The 14,519-nt window shown below is 64.6% G+C and carries 12 protein-coding genes; 3 read left to right on the forward strand and 9 right to left on the reverse strand.

All coding sequences use genetic code 11. The annotated features are described in order from the left end of the window. Positions 1 to 18 precede the first annotated feature (18 nt). The 8 genes from JS541_RS06835 to JS541_RS06870 form a co-directional block, all read right to left on the reverse strand. Entirely contained in the window at positions 19 to 738 is a 720-nt protein-coding gene (locus JS541_RS06835) for a Crp/Fnr family transcriptional regulator (protein WP_214373755.1), read from the reverse strand. Positions 739 to 863: 125 nt separating this feature from the next. Then, positions 864 to 2,024: a lipoate--protein ligase family protein gene (locus JS541_RS06840; protein WP_214373711.1), complete on the reverse strand. Its 1,161-nt coding sequence runs from the start codon at positions 2,022 to 2,024 to the stop codon at positions 864 to 866. 60 nt (positions 2,025 to 2,084) lie between these two features. Then, on the reverse strand, positions 2,085 to 3,116 hold the full coding sequence (locus tag JS541_RS06845; RefSeq protein ID WP_214373712.1) for a 3-isopropylmalate dehydrogenase: 1,032 nt from the start codon (positions 3,114 to 3,116) through the stop codon (positions 2,085 to 2,087). 66 nt (positions 3,117 to 3,182) lie between these two features. Continuing rightward, positions 3,183 to 5,744 (reverse strand): S9 family peptidase, encoded by a 2,562-nt coding sequence (locus tag JS541_RS06850; protein WP_214373713.1) that lies wholly within the window; start codon positions 5,742 to 5,744, stop codon positions 3,183 to 3,185. A gap of 62 nt (positions 5,745 to 5,806) precedes the next feature. Next, positions 5,807 to 6,979 carry a phosphatase domain-containing protein gene (locus JS541_RS06855; protein ID WP_214373756.1) on the reverse strand — a complete coding sequence of 391 codons (1,173 nt, stop codon included), beginning with the start codon at positions 6,977 to 6,979 and terminating at the stop codon, positions 5,807 to 5,809. Between the two features lie 159 nt (positions 6,980 to 7,138). Then, positions 7,139 to 7,549, reverse strand: coding sequence for a glycine cleavage system protein GcvH (gene gcvH / locus JS541_RS06860; RefSeq protein WP_214373714.1), 411 nt, complete (start codon positions 7,547 to 7,549; stop codon positions 7,139 to 7,141). 99 nt (positions 7,550 to 7,648) lie between these two features. After that, the gene (locus JS541_RS06865; RefSeq protein ID WP_214373715.1) at positions 7,649 to 8,644 is read right to left on the reverse strand and encodes an NAD(P)H-dependent glycerol-3-phosphate dehydrogenase; all 996 of its coding nucleotides are present in this window, start codon (positions 8,642 to 8,644) and stop codon (positions 7,649 to 7,651) included. 172 nt (positions 8,645 to 8,816) lie between these two features. Beyond that, positions 8,817 to 9,710, reverse strand: a complete 894-nt coding sequence (locus JS541_RS06870) for a lysophospholipid acyltransferase family protein (RefSeq protein ID WP_214373716.1) — start codon at positions 9,708 to 9,710, stop codon at positions 8,817 to 8,819. A gap of 174 nt (positions 9,711 to 9,884) precedes the next feature. Between JS541_RS06870 and JS541_RS06875 the strand changes: the two genes are divergently transcribed. Next, positions 9,885 to 10,529 carry a TetR/AcrR family transcriptional regulator gene (locus tag JS541_RS06875; protein ID WP_214373717.1) on the forward strand — a complete coding sequence of 215 codons (645 nt, stop codon included), beginning with the start codon at positions 9,885 to 9,887 and terminating at the stop codon, positions 10,527 to 10,529. A 278-nt stretch (positions 10,530 to 10,807) separates the two neighbouring features. Beyond that, entirely contained in the window at positions 10,808 to 12,094 is a 1,287-nt protein-coding gene (locus JS541_RS06880) for an MFS transporter (RefSeq protein WP_214373718.1), read from the forward strand. 144 nt (positions 12,095 to 12,238) lie between these two features. Here JS541_RS06880 and murA read toward each other — a convergent pair whose 3' ends face one another. Continuing rightward, positions 12,239 to 13,567 (reverse strand): UDP-N-acetylglucosamine 1-carboxyvinyltransferase, encoded by a 1,329-nt coding sequence (gene murA, locus JS541_RS06885; protein ID WP_214373719.1) that lies wholly within the window; start codon positions 13,565 to 13,567, stop codon positions 12,239 to 12,241. Positions 13,568 to 13,858: 291 nt separating this feature from the next. Between murA and JS541_RS06890 the strand changes: the two genes are divergently transcribed. Then, complete coding sequence (locus JS541_RS06890) at positions 13,859 to 14,419, forward strand: manganese efflux pump MntP family protein (RefSeq protein WP_236036887.1); 561 nt, start codon at positions 13,859 to 13,861, stop codon at positions 14,417 to 14,419. Positions 14,420 to 14,519 lie beyond the last annotated feature (100 nt).

Genomic DNA, 14,519 nt, shown 5'->3' on the forward strand with positions numbered 1-14,519 from the left:
CGCGCTTCCCGACGGCCGTCAGCGCCGCGAACGCCGGATCAACATGCCGGGCTGGTAGATGATCACCGACCGTCCGCGCCGCGCGATCCAGCCGCGGTTCGAGAAATCGGTGAGCGCTTTGTTCACGGTCTCGCGCGAGGAGCCGACCAGCTGGGCCATCTCCTCCTGCGTCAGGTCATGCGGCACGAGCAGCCCTTCCTCGACCGGCTCCCCGAAACGGCTGCCGAGGTTAACGAGCGTCTTGGCGATCCGGGCCGGCACGTCCATGAATACGAGGTCGCTGATGCGTTCGTTGTTCTCGCGCATGCGCCTTGCCAGCACCTGCAGCATGTTCACGGCGACGCGCGGGTATTTGCCGAGCCAGTCGAACAACGCGTCATGTTCCAGCCACACCACGCGGGTGCCGCTCGTCATCGCCACCGCCGAGGCCGTGCGCGGACCGCCGTCCGGGTCGAACACCGGGATCTCGCCGAGGATCTCGCCGCGTGCGTGGATCGACAGCAGCTGCACGCGGTCGTCCGACGATGTGCGGATCAGCTTGACCTTGCCCGATTCCAATATGTACATGCGATGATCGGTGTCGCCTTCGTGGAAGATGCATTCGCCTTTGTCGTACCGGGCCTCCATCAGGTACGGCAGCAGTTCCTCGGCCTGTTCGGACGATACTTGGGAGAACAGGGCGGTGTGCAGCAGGGTGTTGCCCTGATCAGGCATCTCGTTGGGGCTTTTCACGCTTATCGCACCATCCTTTGCTTACCTCGCCGTACCACTGTCATTCGCGCATACCACCGCATCGCGGTCGGCGCCGACCGGTCGCGACTGTTCATATTGTAATCGGTCGCCCCCGGTTCGTCTCCCCGCGTTCACGAACAATATGTCGTACGCAGGTACGCGATCATGCGGCGAACGATCTCGTCGCGCGGCATTCCGGTCTGCGAGCGCAGCGGATCGACGCGTTTGCGGGCCGATCTGACGGCCTTGTCGGAGAGTTTTTCGGCGGACGTGTTGAGGATGCGGCCCATGTGGTCCGCGTCGATGTCGTAGGCGAGCGTGACGTGGTGCAGAAGAGAGCCGGGACCTGCCGCATGGCCGTCCGCGGCCGGTTTGGCGGGAAACCTGCGTTGGGCCGCGCCGCCGATCTTGCCTGCCGGAGCGCCGGTTGCCGGATCGGTTGCGGCGATGTCGTTGACGCCGGAAAACGTGGCACGCACTCCGATGGCGTGCAGCGATTCGATCAGCCAGTGATCGCACAGTCGATATGATTCCTCGATACCGATGCCGGCGACGAACGACAGTGGTACGTACAGCGAGTAGGTGATCGTGTTGCCGGGTTCGATGAACATCGCGCCGCCGCCGGTGCAGCGTCGTACGACGGCGAATCCGTCGCGTGCGGCGACGTCCTCATGTACCTCGTCCGGAATGGACTGGTAGCGGCCGACGACCACGGCCGGCGAGGCCCATTCCCAGAATCGGATGGTCGCGGGGCGCTCTCCGGATGCGACCTCGCGCGCCCATTGTTCGTCGATGGTCATCTGTTCGGCCGGCCCACGCGGTATGTCGTGGATCACCACCGGTCGCAGTGCAGCCCAGCGCCGCTCGATCTCCGGAGCGAGCGTCTCCCCTCTTATATTGTCGTGTCGAGCGATCGCTTCCCCATTACTGTCAGGCCGAGCGAGACGCAGCCGAGTCGAGCAATCTTCCACACCCATCGCCGAGCTACCGCCCGTCGCCCGCATAAATGCCGTGTCGATCGCCGCCGCATCGGTGCCGACCAACCGCACGCCCGTCGCCGTTTCGTACCGTTCGATCACCGATTCCACTGCTTCGCCGTTCATCAGCGCGCGTTCGATCGCGTCGATCAGCTCCCGCGCCGCCGCATCGTCGCCATCGACGAAAAAATCGCCATCCAACCGGCAGCCGACCACATTCCGTCCGGCAGCATCCCCGACCCTGCCGTCGACCGTCACGCGTACGGCGACCAGTTTGCCGCCCGGCGTCTTGCATTCGCCTCGCAATATTCCCATGCGGCAATAATAAAGCCCCGCCGTTGCCGGCAGGGCTTTACATGCGTATTCACGAATCCGTCAGATGCGGGCGAGAATGTCCTCGCCGACCTGATCGGTGGTGCGCTGGGTGGAACCGAGTTCCTCGATGTCGGCCTCGACGGCGGCGTGGATCTTCTTGGCCGCATCGTCGAAGCCGAGGTGTTCGAGCAGCATGGCGGCGGACAGGATCGCGGCGGTCGGGTTCGCGATGCCCTTGCCGGCGATGTCCGGGGCGGAACCGTGGATCGGCTCGAACATGGACGGGTATTCGTTGGACGCGTTGATGCAGCCGGACGCCGAGTAGCCGACACCGCCGACGACCGCGCCGGCCTCGTCGGTGAGGATGTCGCCGAAGAGGTTGTCGGTGAGGATCACGTCGAAGCGGGACGGGTCGGAGACGAGGTAGATGGTGGCCGCGTCGATGTGCGAGTAGTCGTGGGTGACCTCGGGGTATTCCTCGCCGACCTTGTCTACGATGCGCTGCCACATGTCGCCGGCGTTGACGAGCACGTTCTTCTTGTGCACGAGCGTGATGTGCTTGCGGCGCTTCATGGCCAGTTCGAAGGCGTAACGCACGACGCGTTCGACGCCGTACGCGGTGTTGATGGACACCTCGGTGGCGACCTCCTGCGGGGTGCCGCGGCGGACCGCGCCGCCCGCACCGCAGTACAGGCCTTCGGTACCCTCGCGCACGACGACGAAGTCGATGTCGCCCGGGTTGGCGAGCGGCGAGGTGACGCCCTTGTACAGCTTGGACGGACGCAGGTTCACGTACTGGTCGAGCGCGAAACGGAGTTTCAGGAGCAGGCCGCGCTCGAGGATGCCGGCCTTGATGCGCGGGTCGCCGACCGCGCCGAGGAGGATCGCGTCGGTCTTCTTGATGCGTTCCAGCTCGTCGTCGGGCAGGATCGCGCCGTCGCGCAGATAGCGTTCCGCGCCGAGATCGAAGGGTTCGTAGGTGAAGTCGGCCACGCCTTCGGCGGCCTTCTCGAGGGCCTTCTGCGCCCACGGGGTGACTTCCTTGCCGATGCCGTCGCCGGGGATCACGGCGATTGTGTATGTCTTGCTCATAGCACGCGAGACTACACGCGCGCCCACAGGCCGGCCGCGAACCGCTCAGCCTGTGGACACACGAGCTCAGTGCAGGATGCTCATCACGCTCAGGCACCACGCGTTCTCGTAGGAGACCTCCTCCCACTGCTTGTAGCGGCCCGTGGTGCCGCCGTGCCCGGCCTCGACCTCGATCTTGACGATCGCGTCCACGCCGGCCGCCTGCAATCGTGCCACCCATTTGAGCGGTTCGACGACCAGCACGCGCGTGTCGTTCATCGACGTGGTCACGAACAGCTTCGGGAACACCGGCTTCCCGTCCGCATCGCGCCGCCACGACACCGCGCCGCCCGAGTCCGGCGCGTTCTCGTACGGCGTGTACGACTTCATATACCGGTACACGTCCGCGTCGTGCAACGGATCGCCCCACTCGTCCCATTCGGTCACTGTCAGCGGCAGCGACGGGTCGAGGATCGACGTGAGCGCGTCCACGAACGGCACGTCCGCCTCGATACCCGCATACCGGTCCGGCGCAAGGTTCGCCACTGCGCCCATCAGCAGGCCGCCCGCAGAACCGCCGTTCGCCACGGTGCGCCGCCGGTCGGCCAGTCCGGCCTCCTGCAGCGCGACGGTAGCGTCCACGAAATCCTCGAACGAATGCTTCTTGTTGAGCCGCCGCCCCTGTTCGTACCACGCGCGGCCCATCTCGCCGCCGCCACGGATGTGCGGCACCGCGTACAGCACGCCGCGGTCGAGCAGACTCAGCCTGGACACCGAGAATCCCGGATCGGAGCTGATCTCGTACGCGCCGTAGCCGATGATGAACATCGCCGATTGCGACACCGGAATATCGCGCCGCCACGCGAGCGACACCGGGATCTGCTCACCGTCGCGCGCGGTGATCCACACGCGACGCTCCATATAGTCGCGCGGATCGAAGTCGCCGAGCACAGTGGCACGTTTGAGCAGCCGGTCCTCGCCGCTCGCCGGGTCGATGTCGTGCAGTTCGCCGGGACGCGTGTAACTCGAGAACGAGTAGCGCATGCGCGGCGCATCGTACGAGGGATTGCCGGACGATCCGATCGAATACAGCCGTCGTGTCTCACCGGGCAGCAGATCGTCGGCCGCGCCATCCCACGTGTCGACCATCTGCGGCTCGCGTGAGCCGGTCAGATCAGCCGCGTCGTCACCGGACTCGTCGCCTGTCCCAGCCGACGCATCGCGATGCGGGTGCGGGCCGGCCGCATCGTCGCCGCTCATCGACGCTGCCGTTTCCAGGTCGTCGGCATCCAAATCGGCGTCCCAGTCCCCCTCCAACGCGGGCGGCGTCAGCTCGCGGAACGCCCACGGACGACCGGCGAGGAAATCGGCCGCGGCCCGTTCCTTCGTCATGATCGCCACGCGCGGCAGACCGTCCGTGCGGTAGGCCAGCGACACGAAATGCCGGTACATCGCGATGCCTTCGATCGCCAGCCCGTGCGTCCCCTGCAGCACGGCCGGATTGGCAGGATTGAAGTACGCTTCGCCGATACGCCGCACACTCGCGCCCGGCTCGAATCCATCGCCGCGCTCGCAGCCGTACGGCGAACCGACGGCCACGCGCACGCCCTCGCCGAGCCGGTACGGAGGCTTATGCGAACGCATATCGATCACGTCGATCTCGAAGTTCGGATTGGACGCGTTGTGGTAGACGATCGCGAGCGGAATGTCCTCGCCATGCTCGCCTGCGCCCTCGAAACAGGCGAAGCTGACATCGTATTCGATGTCGGCCTGCCGCGGAATGAACACCGAGAACTCGCCTTCGGGCGTGTCCATCGGCAGCATCCACACTTCGGTCGAGGTTTTGGAACCGGTGCCAATCACGATGTTGCGCTCGTCGAAGCTCATGCCCACGCCGACCCAGAACCGTTCGTCGTCCTCGCGGTAGACCTCCGCGTCCTGCTCGACCGGCGTGCCGACCTGATGCCGACGCACCGCATACGGCCGCCACGCATCATCCACCAGCACATAGAACACCCATTTGCCGTCCGGAGTCAGGCTCGCACCGCCGATACCCTCCAGCAGATCAGGCAGTTCCTCGCCGGTGTCGAGGTCGCGGATGCGGAAATCGTAGCGTTCGTCGCCGCTCGTGTCCACGCCGTACAGCATCCAGCGGCCGTCGCGGCTCAGTTCCAAGCCGCCAAGCCGGAAGAAATCATGGCCCTGCGATTCGCGGTTCGCGTCGAAGATGATCTGTTCGCCGGGCAACGATCCAGGTTCGCTCGACGCGTCGACCTGCGGCGGCTCCCAATCGTCCTCGCCGCGCACCGGCATGCGGCATTGCAGGCCGTACTGCTGCCCTTCGACGGTGCGCGCGAAATACCAGTAGCCGTTCATGCGCGTCGGCACCGACATGTCGGTCTGTTGGATGCGCGATTTGAGTTCGCCGAACAGCGTCGACCGCAGTCCCGCAAGCCCGGCCATGCGCGCGTCGCAGTACTGGTTCTGCGCGGCGACGTACTCGCGCACGTCGGGCGAGTCCTTGTCTCGCATCCATTCGTACGGGTCGGTGAACGTGTCGCCGTGGAACGTGCGCTCGTGCGGGATTCGTTTGGCTGCCGGGGGCTGCGGCATTGCGGCGGCTTCGGCAAACTGCTCTTCGTCGGTCATGATCGCCCATTGTAGTGACCGGCTCCAACAGGCCGACGCGAACCGACCGGCAGGCCGGACCGTCAGAGCGCGTGCTGCTTGAGATACGGCAGCATGGTCTTCATGAGGTTCGCACCGGTCGTGCCAGTGAACACAGGCACTTCGGTCACGGGCATCGGCTGGGTGGACGTGGTGCCCACCACCGACGAGAGCGGCGAGTATTCGCGCGGGGACAGCTGACGGATGCCGATCGCGATCACGCGCCCCGGGTAGCGACGCGTGATCGTTGCATACGTTGTCGGATCCTTCTGCCCGTCGTCGCCGATCAGGATGAACTTCATGTCCGGGAAGTCGGCCATGAGCTGTTCGGCGAATTCGAGCTTGTGCTGTGGGCCGGTCGGGATGAAGGTCTTGGGTCGCGGGTCGAGGTCGCGCAGCAGCAGCGGCCCCTCCGGGAAGCCGTGGTCGATGATGAAGTTGCGAATCGAGCTTTCGACGTTCCACGGCGAGGTGGACAGGTAGAAGAACGGCGCGTCCGGGTACAGGTCGGCGAGCTTGGTGAACAGCACGCTCATGCCCGGCACGGAGGCCTTCTTCTTCGGGTTGAGGAACAGCAGGTTGTACAGGGCCTTCCACAATGTGGGCGCCTGCGTGATCATGATGGTGTCATCCACGTCGGAGATGATGCCGATTTTGGCGCTCGCCGGGATCGTGAACAGGTTCGCGGACACCGGACGGCGGCGTTCGACCTGATAGGTGACGCGATGCACGCCCGGTTCGAGCCGATGTTCGGCCACGAGATCAAGATAGCCGCTGGTGTCGGAGATCGCGTATTCGCTGTTCGTGCCGCGCGCGCGGTCGAACCGGTCGTAGGTTTCGGATTGGCCGACCTGCACGGTTTCCAGAGGCATGTCGTCGATGGCGATACGTACTTGGCGATGTGGCGCAGGGATGGCGAGCATGCCACGGATGCCGCGCGTCAGTTCGCCGCTGCGGGCGTTGGCCGGCGCGTAGACCGTGCGGCAGATCAATCGCGAGTAGTTTTCGGTGCCGTATCCGACGTATGGTTCGATGTTCGGATACCATCCCCAGCCGGTGACGATCGGCGTGGAGAAACGCAGCCACGCACCGAACGTGCGCGTGATGGCACGGCGGGCGACGCGCACGAGGATCGGCTTGTTTTCGATGCGCTCGTGTTTTGATGCGGCGTCGAACGTCGTGACGACCTTACGCGCGGGAATCGGCACGGTTGCCATGTCGTCGGCGTCCGTGCCGCGCTCCGCGTCGTCGTTCGGGGCAAGCCCCGTCGCATGCTGCTGTATCCTGCTCATGCTTCCACTATACGCCGGCCATTATCCGAATTTTCTTTACAGAACCGTCACACAAGCTGAATGCGGACTCCGTCGCATGATCGGTCACGAACGGATGATCTTGGCGTACTCCTCGGCGGTGAGCAGATCAGGTTCGTCGTCGTCCAGTTCGATCTTGAGCAGCCATCCCTCACCGTACGGGTCGCCGGTGATGACGCTCGGATCGTCGGACGCCTCGCGGTTGACGTACCTGACGGTGCCGGAGACTGGGCTGACGAGCGGTTGGACGGCCTTGGACGACTCGAGTTCGACGATCTCGTCGCCGGATTCCACGCGGTCGCCCGGCTCGGGCAGGTCGACGAACACGAGTTCGCCCATCTGCTCGGCCGCGTACTCGGTGATGCCGATGATCGCCGGCGACGCGGATTCATCGACCCATGCGTGCTCTTCGGAATACGACAGATGATCAGGAATGTCGAGGTTCTCGGGGGTGTCGGTGTCGTTGACGTCGCTCATGGGCGTCTCCTTTCGTGGGATGGATGCGGGTTGTGGTGGATTATATGGGAGGTCGCGGCAAGTCCCGACGCCGAGACGGAGCGCGCCGCGACCGTGCGTTCACTCTTCGGTGATCTCGTCGCCGAACAGCAGGCCGAGCATCTCCTGGCAGGAGATGCCGTCCGCGAGCACGCGGCTCATCGCACAGGCCAGCGGCGTGGCTACGCCGAGCTCCTTGCCGAGCGCGACGACCGCGTCGGTGGTGGGCACGCCTTCGGCCACGCCGTTGCTGGCCTTGGTGGCCTCCTCGACGCTCAGTCCCTTGCCGAGGTTCGCACCGAACGTGTAGTTGCGGCTCAGCGGGGAGCCGCAGGTGGCGGTCATGTCACCCACGCCGGCGAGGCCAAAGAAGGTCTTGACGTCGGCGCCGGCGGCCTTGCCGAGGGCGGTCAGTTCCGCCAGTCCTCGGGTCTCGATCATCGCGGCGGTGTTCTCGCCGTAGCCGGCGCCGCGGGCCATGCCGACGGCGAGCGCGGTCACGTTCTTGAGCGAGCCGCACATTTCGAGGCCGATGACGTCGCGGGTGACGAACGCCTTGAAGTAGCTGTTGGTGCAGGCCTTGGCGACCTTGCGCGCGTTGTCGAGGTCGGCGCAGCCGACGACGGTGGCGGCCGGCTGGCGGTCGGCGACCTCCTTGCTCAGGTTCGGGCCGGAGACGGCGGCGAAGCGTTCGGCCGGCAGGTCGAGGGCCTCGCGCACGACTTCGTCCATGCGCTTGGAGGTGGTGCGTTCGATGCCCTTCATGAGGCTGACGACGATCGCGTCGGACGGGATGAGGTCCTTGAATTCGGCGAGCGCGACGCGGGCGAACTGCGCGGCGATGGCGACGACGACGATCTCGGCGTCCTTGACGGCTTCGGCGCGATCGCCGGTGGCGGTCATGTTGTCGGGCAGCTGCTCGACGGACGGCAGACGCACGCCGTTGTGATGATGGTCGCGGATGCCTTCGACGATCTCGGGCTCGATGGCCCACATGGTCACGTCGTTGCCCGCATCGGCCAGCACCTGCCCGAAGGCGGTGCCCCATGCGCCTGCGCCCAGTACCGTAATCTTCATACCGTGTTCTCCTTATATTTCATTCCTATAGATTCTTGGCCCCCTCAGTTGAGAGGGCTGTCAGCGTAGCTGACTGGGGGAGTGTCAACGCTTCGGAACGCCAAACTACCGACTACCCTTCAGCCGATCCACGGCCGACAGCTCCCCTGACAAGGGGAGCCGAGAAAGCGGTTCACCCCTTCACCCGGCTCATCGTCCGGTAGTCCCAGTACCCGTCGGGCGCGTCCTCGCCACGGATCTCGGCCATGATCTCGGTCATCCGCACGCGAATCCGCCGCGTCAGTTCGTCGGCGGCCGTTTGAGGCACACCATCAATTCCCTCGGCCCACGCATCGCTGTCTTCCAGCAGATCGGTGTAATCGAGCCGCGTGTCGTAGCACATGACCACGTTCTTGCGTGGCCACGGCCACCAGTGGTTGATGCTCGCCGCACCCCACGTCACCGCGCAGAACAGCGGCACCTGGATTCCGAGCCGGCGCGACGTCTCGAGCGCGATCACGCCGACGCCATTCTTCATGCTCATCGGCCATTTCTTCGGGTCGCGCGTTACCGTGCCCTCCGGCCAGACGGTAAGCGGACGGCCGGAGGTGAGGATCTCGATCGACGTCTCCTCGATTGCCTTGGCCTTGCCGGAGCGGCGCTGGACGGGCTGCATGCCGACGATCTGGAACCATTTGCCGATCAGCGGCCAATGTGCCATCTCGGCCTTGGCCATGTAGCGAGGCCGGCGGCCCATGTGGAAGAGGCTCGCCATCGGCACGAACACGTCGAACATGGTCACGTGCGTGGCGGCGGTGATGAACGGGCCGGTTTCGGGGATGTTGTCGAGTCCCCATGCGAGCGTCTTGCAGCTGGCGTTGAAGACCACGTCGACGCCCTTGAGCAGGCGTTTGGTGCCTTTCGGATGCTGCGCGTCGATTTCCGGCTGGTTGATGCGCCGGTTCGGCCCGGTCGGCAGGTCACGCATCGGGTCGACCAGATGATGCCGCTTGGCGAGCCGGGCGACCTGCTCGTTGGAGAGCGGCTTGACCGCGGATCGCGGCGACGGTTTTCCTTTGGATGCCATGTGCCCTATTGTGCCGCAACCCACGAACGACGGCCCGTGCGGCAATCATCGTTCACGCCACGCCATATAAATGTTTGATTGATACATACCGACCGACGGTATGTATAATGATGGCGGCACGGCACACGACTGCTTCGTCGGCAGATCGGATCACCGGGCAGAAATGAGACGACCATGGCACGCAACGCACATCCCGAAGTGACTGAACAGCGCATCCTCGACGCCGCCCGCGAACTGTTCATGGAACAGGGCTACGAAAAGACCTCCGTCCAAGACATCGTCGACCGGCTCGGCGACCTGTCGAAGGGCGCGATCTACCACCATTTCAAGTCGAAGCAGACGATCCTCGACCGGCTCGGCGACGACGATGCGCGACGCATCGGCGAACAGAGCAAGGCCGTCTTCGAGCGCGAGGATCTCGACGGGCTGCATAAAATCCGTGAACTGTTCAAGCTGTCCGCATCCGACGAGAGCCATCGCGACATCAACCGCGTGGCGATGCCACTGCTGGACGATCCGACGTACTTCACCGACAACATGCGGTTCTGGTCGGCCGAACTGCCCAAGCATTTCCGCCCGCTCATCGACGAGGGTGTGCAGGACGGGTCGATTCCGACCGAATACCCGCAGGAGGCGGCGGAGATGCTCGCCTTGCTCACCAACTACTGGCTGCTGCCGCACTTCTACCCCGCCACCGCATCCCAGCTCGAGCACCGCATCCGATGTCTCGCCGCGATGCTCGACGCGATCGGCGTGCCGGTCTTCGACGACGAGCTCATCGCCATGACCGCACGGCTCTACACCGACTTCGGCGGATAAATCGCCCTCTTCCAAAGTCCATTTGTCACTAGAAGAAAGAGCCTTCTGGCGGCAACCGGCCTCTGGAACGCCCCTCGGAGACCGGTTGCCGATATCTTCGAGAGTTGCTGGCAGGAAACGGTCTCATCGACACGTGTAAGCGACCGGTTGCCGCCAACTTCACAGTCTTCTAGCGTAAAACACCCGCTACCGCGGCTTCCATCACCATCATGCCGTAATCGCCATCATTTTTCATACCGTCGGTCGGTATGAAAAACCGACCCAACCAAGGAGCCCTCATGACCATCAGCAACGATTCGGACATCGCACAGCCGAAACTGGACCATCCCCATTCCCCACTCGTCTCCCGCGACTTCATCCTGCTCGTCGCCGGCCAAGGCATCTCGCTGTTCGGCAACATGATGCTGCGCTTCGCCATGTCGATGTGGGTGCTCGACGAAACCGGCTCGGCCGCCATCTTCGCGTCCATCCTCGCCGTCTCCATCGTTCCGACGATCCTGCTCTCCCCGTTCGGCGGCGTGCTCGCCGACCGGATAAACCGCCGCACGATCATGGTCGCACTCGACGCCGCGTCCGCCATACTCGTACTCGCCAGTGCACTCGCGTTCGCCGCGATCGGATTCGACATCGCCGCGATCGCCGTCATGCAAGTGGCGCTCGCCGTGCTCGGCGCGTTCGAGACGCCGACCGTCCAGGCCGCGCTTCCCCAAATGTTCCGCACGCACGGATCGGCGACCTTGCGCCGCGCGATGGCCGTCATCAACCAAGTGCAGCAGTTGAGCTCCCTGTTGCCGAGCTTCCTCGGCGGCGTGCTGTACGCGATGGTCGGCATCCACGTGATGATGGCGATTACGATCGCGAGTTTCGCCGCGGCGGCCGTGCTCGAATGGTTCATCCGCCTCGCTGCCCCCGATCGCACGGCCGACGGCGACCGGCTGCCCACGCCGATCGAGGATCTCAAAGCCGGGCTGCGGTTCCTCACGCATGATCGGCCGGCCGTGTTCCATCTGGCACTGTATGCGGCGGCGATCAACTTCGTCACAATCGGCTATTCCGCGGTCGGATTCCCGTATACGATCCGTACCGTGCTCGGATTCGACGCGACCGTGTACGGCATATCTGACGGATTGGTCGGCGTGGCGGGCGTAGCCGGCGCGTTTCTTGCGGGTCTGTTCGCCGCGCGTCTCGCCGTGCGTCATCTGCCGGCCGCGACCGCCATGTTCGCGCTGACCACGCTGCCGCAGGGCGGCGTATTTCTGCTGCCGATCGGTCCGAAAACACAGCTCGCGGTGCTGGTGACCGGCATGTGCGCATCAGTGATCGCGGCCTGCTTCACGAATCTCATCGCCATACCGGCGATCCAGCTGAGCACGCCGGAGGCAATGACCGGCAAGGTGATGGCGATGTTCTCCGCATTATGCATGTGCGCCCAGCCACTCGGTCAGATGCTGTACGGCTGGGCCTACGATCGCTTCCCCGTCGCGGCGGTGCTGCTGGTCTCGGCCGCCGCACTGGCCATAGGAGCGTTGGCCGTCATCCCCATCGCCAAACGGCTCGATTCCTAAATCGAACACACTCCCCCGCGGGTAACCTCCGGATGCCGTCACCAAGCCGCCCCGCATCAGCCAAGCAGCGACAAACAAGCGGCCGGCACCCGGAACAGCAATCCGGTTGCCGGCCGCTACGATCTCACCGCGTGTCAGCCACGATCAGTCGAAGTCCGCGCCGAGCGCCTCGAGCTTGCCGCGGAAGTCCGCATAGCCGCGGTCGATCAGCGAGATGCCCTGCACGTTCGACGGGCCGGACGCCGCGAGTGCCGCGATCAGGTGCGAGAAGCCGCCGCGCAGATCCGGTACGTCGATGTCGCGGCCGGTCAGCGGGGTCGGCCCGAAGATCACGGCCGAATGCTTGTAGTTGCGCTGCTGGAAGCGGCACGGCAGCGATCCGAGGCATTCGCGGTACAGCTGGATCGTCGCGCCCATCTGCACGAGCGGCTTGGTGAAGCCGAACCGGTTCTCGTACACGGTCTCGTGCACGATCGACAGGCCGTTCGCCTGGGTGAGCGCCACGACCAGCGGCTGCTGCCAGTCGGTCATGAATCCGGGGTGCACGTCCGTTTCGATCGCGACCGGCTTGAGGTCGCCGCCCGGATGCCAGAAGCGGATGCCTTTGTCGGTCACGTCGAATTCGCCGCCGACCTTGCGGAACACGTTGAGGAAGGTCATCATCTCCGGCTGCGTGGCGCCCTTGACGAAGATGTCGCCTCGCGTGGCAAGCGCCGCCGACGCCCAGCTCGCGGCCTCGATGCGGTCGGTCAGCGCGGTGTGCGTGAAGCCCTTGAGCTCCTTGACACCTTCGATGCGGAACGTGCGGTCCACGTCCACGGAGATGATCGCGCCCATCTTCTGCAAGACGGCGACCAGGTCCATGATCTCCGGTTCGATGGCCGCGCCGGACAGTTCGGTCTTGCCTTCGGCGAGCACAGCCGCCAGCAGTGTCTGCTCGGTGGCGCCCACGGACGGGTACGGCAGGTGGATTTTCGCGCCGTGCAGACCGTCGGGAGCGGAGATGTGGATGCCGTCCTTATGCTCCTTGTCGACGGTCGCGCCGAGTTTGCGCAGCGTTTCCAGATGGAAGTCGATCGGACGTCCGCCGATCGCGCAGCCGCCGAGCGCCGGGATGAACGCCTCTCCGAGGCGGTGCACAAGCGGGCCGGAGAACAGGATCGGGATGCGCGAGGAGCCGGAAAGCGTGTCCACGTCGGCCACATCGGCCAGCTGGACATGCGTGGCGTCGATCGTGACGACGCCGTTCTTGCCGTCCACGTCCACGTCCACGCCGTGCAGACGCAGCAGGTCGGACACGACGTGCACGTCGCGGATCTCGGGCACGTTCTTCAAGACCGACTTGCCGGGCGCAAGCAGGGCCGCGACCATCGCCTTGCTGACGAAGTTCTTCGCGCCGCGCACCTTGATGGTGCCGTTGAGGGGCTTGCCGCCCTCGACATGCAGGATATCGTCCTTCGGATCCTTGACCACGCTGACCTCTTTCGACTCTCGCGCCACTAACGGCGGACGTGCGCCCGCCTGACTATCCAACAGTTTGCCACAAGGTATGTGCGCGCCCCGTGAAAGACGCTGGGAGCGAAGTTGGTGTATACTGGCTCCTCGTAATTGACGACATGCGAACAGCATTCGCTTCGGATTCAAAGCCCGGCTGGCTGCCCGGCAGTTCTCAGTGTCGGTACCCCTAGGCGTAGGCGGATACACGTATCCCGTCGAGGCCCATCCCGTGGGGAGACCGGCGGGATGAACCTTGGTAAACCAGCTATGTTGCAGACATTTCTCATTGCCTTGTCCGTATCGATGGACGCGTTCGCCGTGTCGATCGGCAAAAGTCTGACCGTGCGTAAGCTGCGCGGGTTCGACGCCCTCAAGACGGCGCTGTGGTTCGGCGGTTTCCAGGCCCTGTTCCCGCTGCTCGGATTCTTCTTCGCCAAGACGTTCGCGCACTATGTGACTGCGGTCGATCATTGGATCATCTTCGCGCTGCTCGCGTTCATCGGCGGCAACATGATCCACGAGGCGTTCGAGGAGGACGAGGAGAACGCGAAGGAGACCGCCGAGTTCGACTGGAAGCATATGCTGCCGTTGGCGGTGGCGTGCAGCATCGACGCGTTCGCGGTGGGCGTGAGCTTCGCGTTCATGAAGGTGGACGTGTGGTCGTCGGTGGTCACGATCGGAATCACGACCGGCGCGTTCTCCGCGGCCGGACTGTATATCGGCCGCATGTTCGGTTCACGCTGGCAGAAGCCGGCGCAGATCGCCGGTGGCGTGGTGCTGATCCTGATCGGACTGAAAGTGCTGCTCGAGCATCTTGGCGTGCTCTGACCCGGAGCCGTCCCTGCCGAGCCCCGTAGGCCCGTAAGAGGCCCGTAAGTGGGTGGATCCGGACCGGTACGCCGCCGTGTCACCCCATAAGTGGGTAAAT

The sequence above is a fragment of the Bifidobacterium sp. SO1 genome, from assembly GCF_018555335.1.
Taxonomy (GTDB): domain Bacteria; phylum Actinomycetota; class Actinomycetes; order Actinomycetales; family Bifidobacteriaceae; genus Bifidobacterium; species Bifidobacterium simiiventris.

Bases quoted from the DNA above. Each gene is read 5' to 3' on its own strand.
- JS541_RS06840 (WP_214373711.1), bottom strand. From the start codon at position 2,024: ATGGGAATATTGCGAGGCGAATGCAAGACGCCGGGCGGCAAACTGGTC.
- JS541_RS06845 (WP_214373712.1), bottom strand. From the start codon at position 3,116: ATGAGCAAGACATACACAATCGCCGTGATCCCCGGCGACGGCATCGGC.
- JS541_RS06850 (WP_214373713.1), bottom strand. From the start codon at position 5,744: ATGACCGACGAAGAGCAGTTTGCCGAAGCCGCCGCAATGCCGCAGCCC.
- JS541_RS06855 (WP_214373756.1), bottom strand. From the start codon at position 6,979: ATGGCAACCGTGCCGATTCCCGCGCGTAAGGTCGTCACGACGTTCGAC.
- gcvH (WP_214373714.1), bottom strand. From the start codon at position 7,549: ATGAGCGACGTCAACGACACCGACACCCCCGAGAACCTCGACATTCCT.
- JS541_RS06865 (WP_214373715.1), bottom strand. From the start codon at position 8,644: ATGAAGATTACGGTACTGGGCGCAGGCGCATGGGGCACCGCCTTCGGG.
- JS541_RS06870 (WP_214373716.1), bottom strand. From the start codon at position 9,710: ATGGCATCCAAAGGAAAACCGTCGCCGCGATCCGCGGTCAAGCCGCTC.
- JS541_RS06875 (WP_214373717.1), top strand. From the start codon at position 9,885: ATGGCACGCAACGCACATCCCGAAGTGACTGAACAGCGCATCCTCGAC.
- JS541_RS06880 (WP_214373718.1), top strand. From the start codon at position 10,808: ATGACCATCAGCAACGATTCGGACATCGCACAGCCGAAACTGGACCAT.
- JS541_RS06890 (WP_236036887.1), top strand. From the start codon at position 13,859: ATGTTGCAGACATTTCTCATTGCCTTGTCCGTATCGATGGACGCGTTC.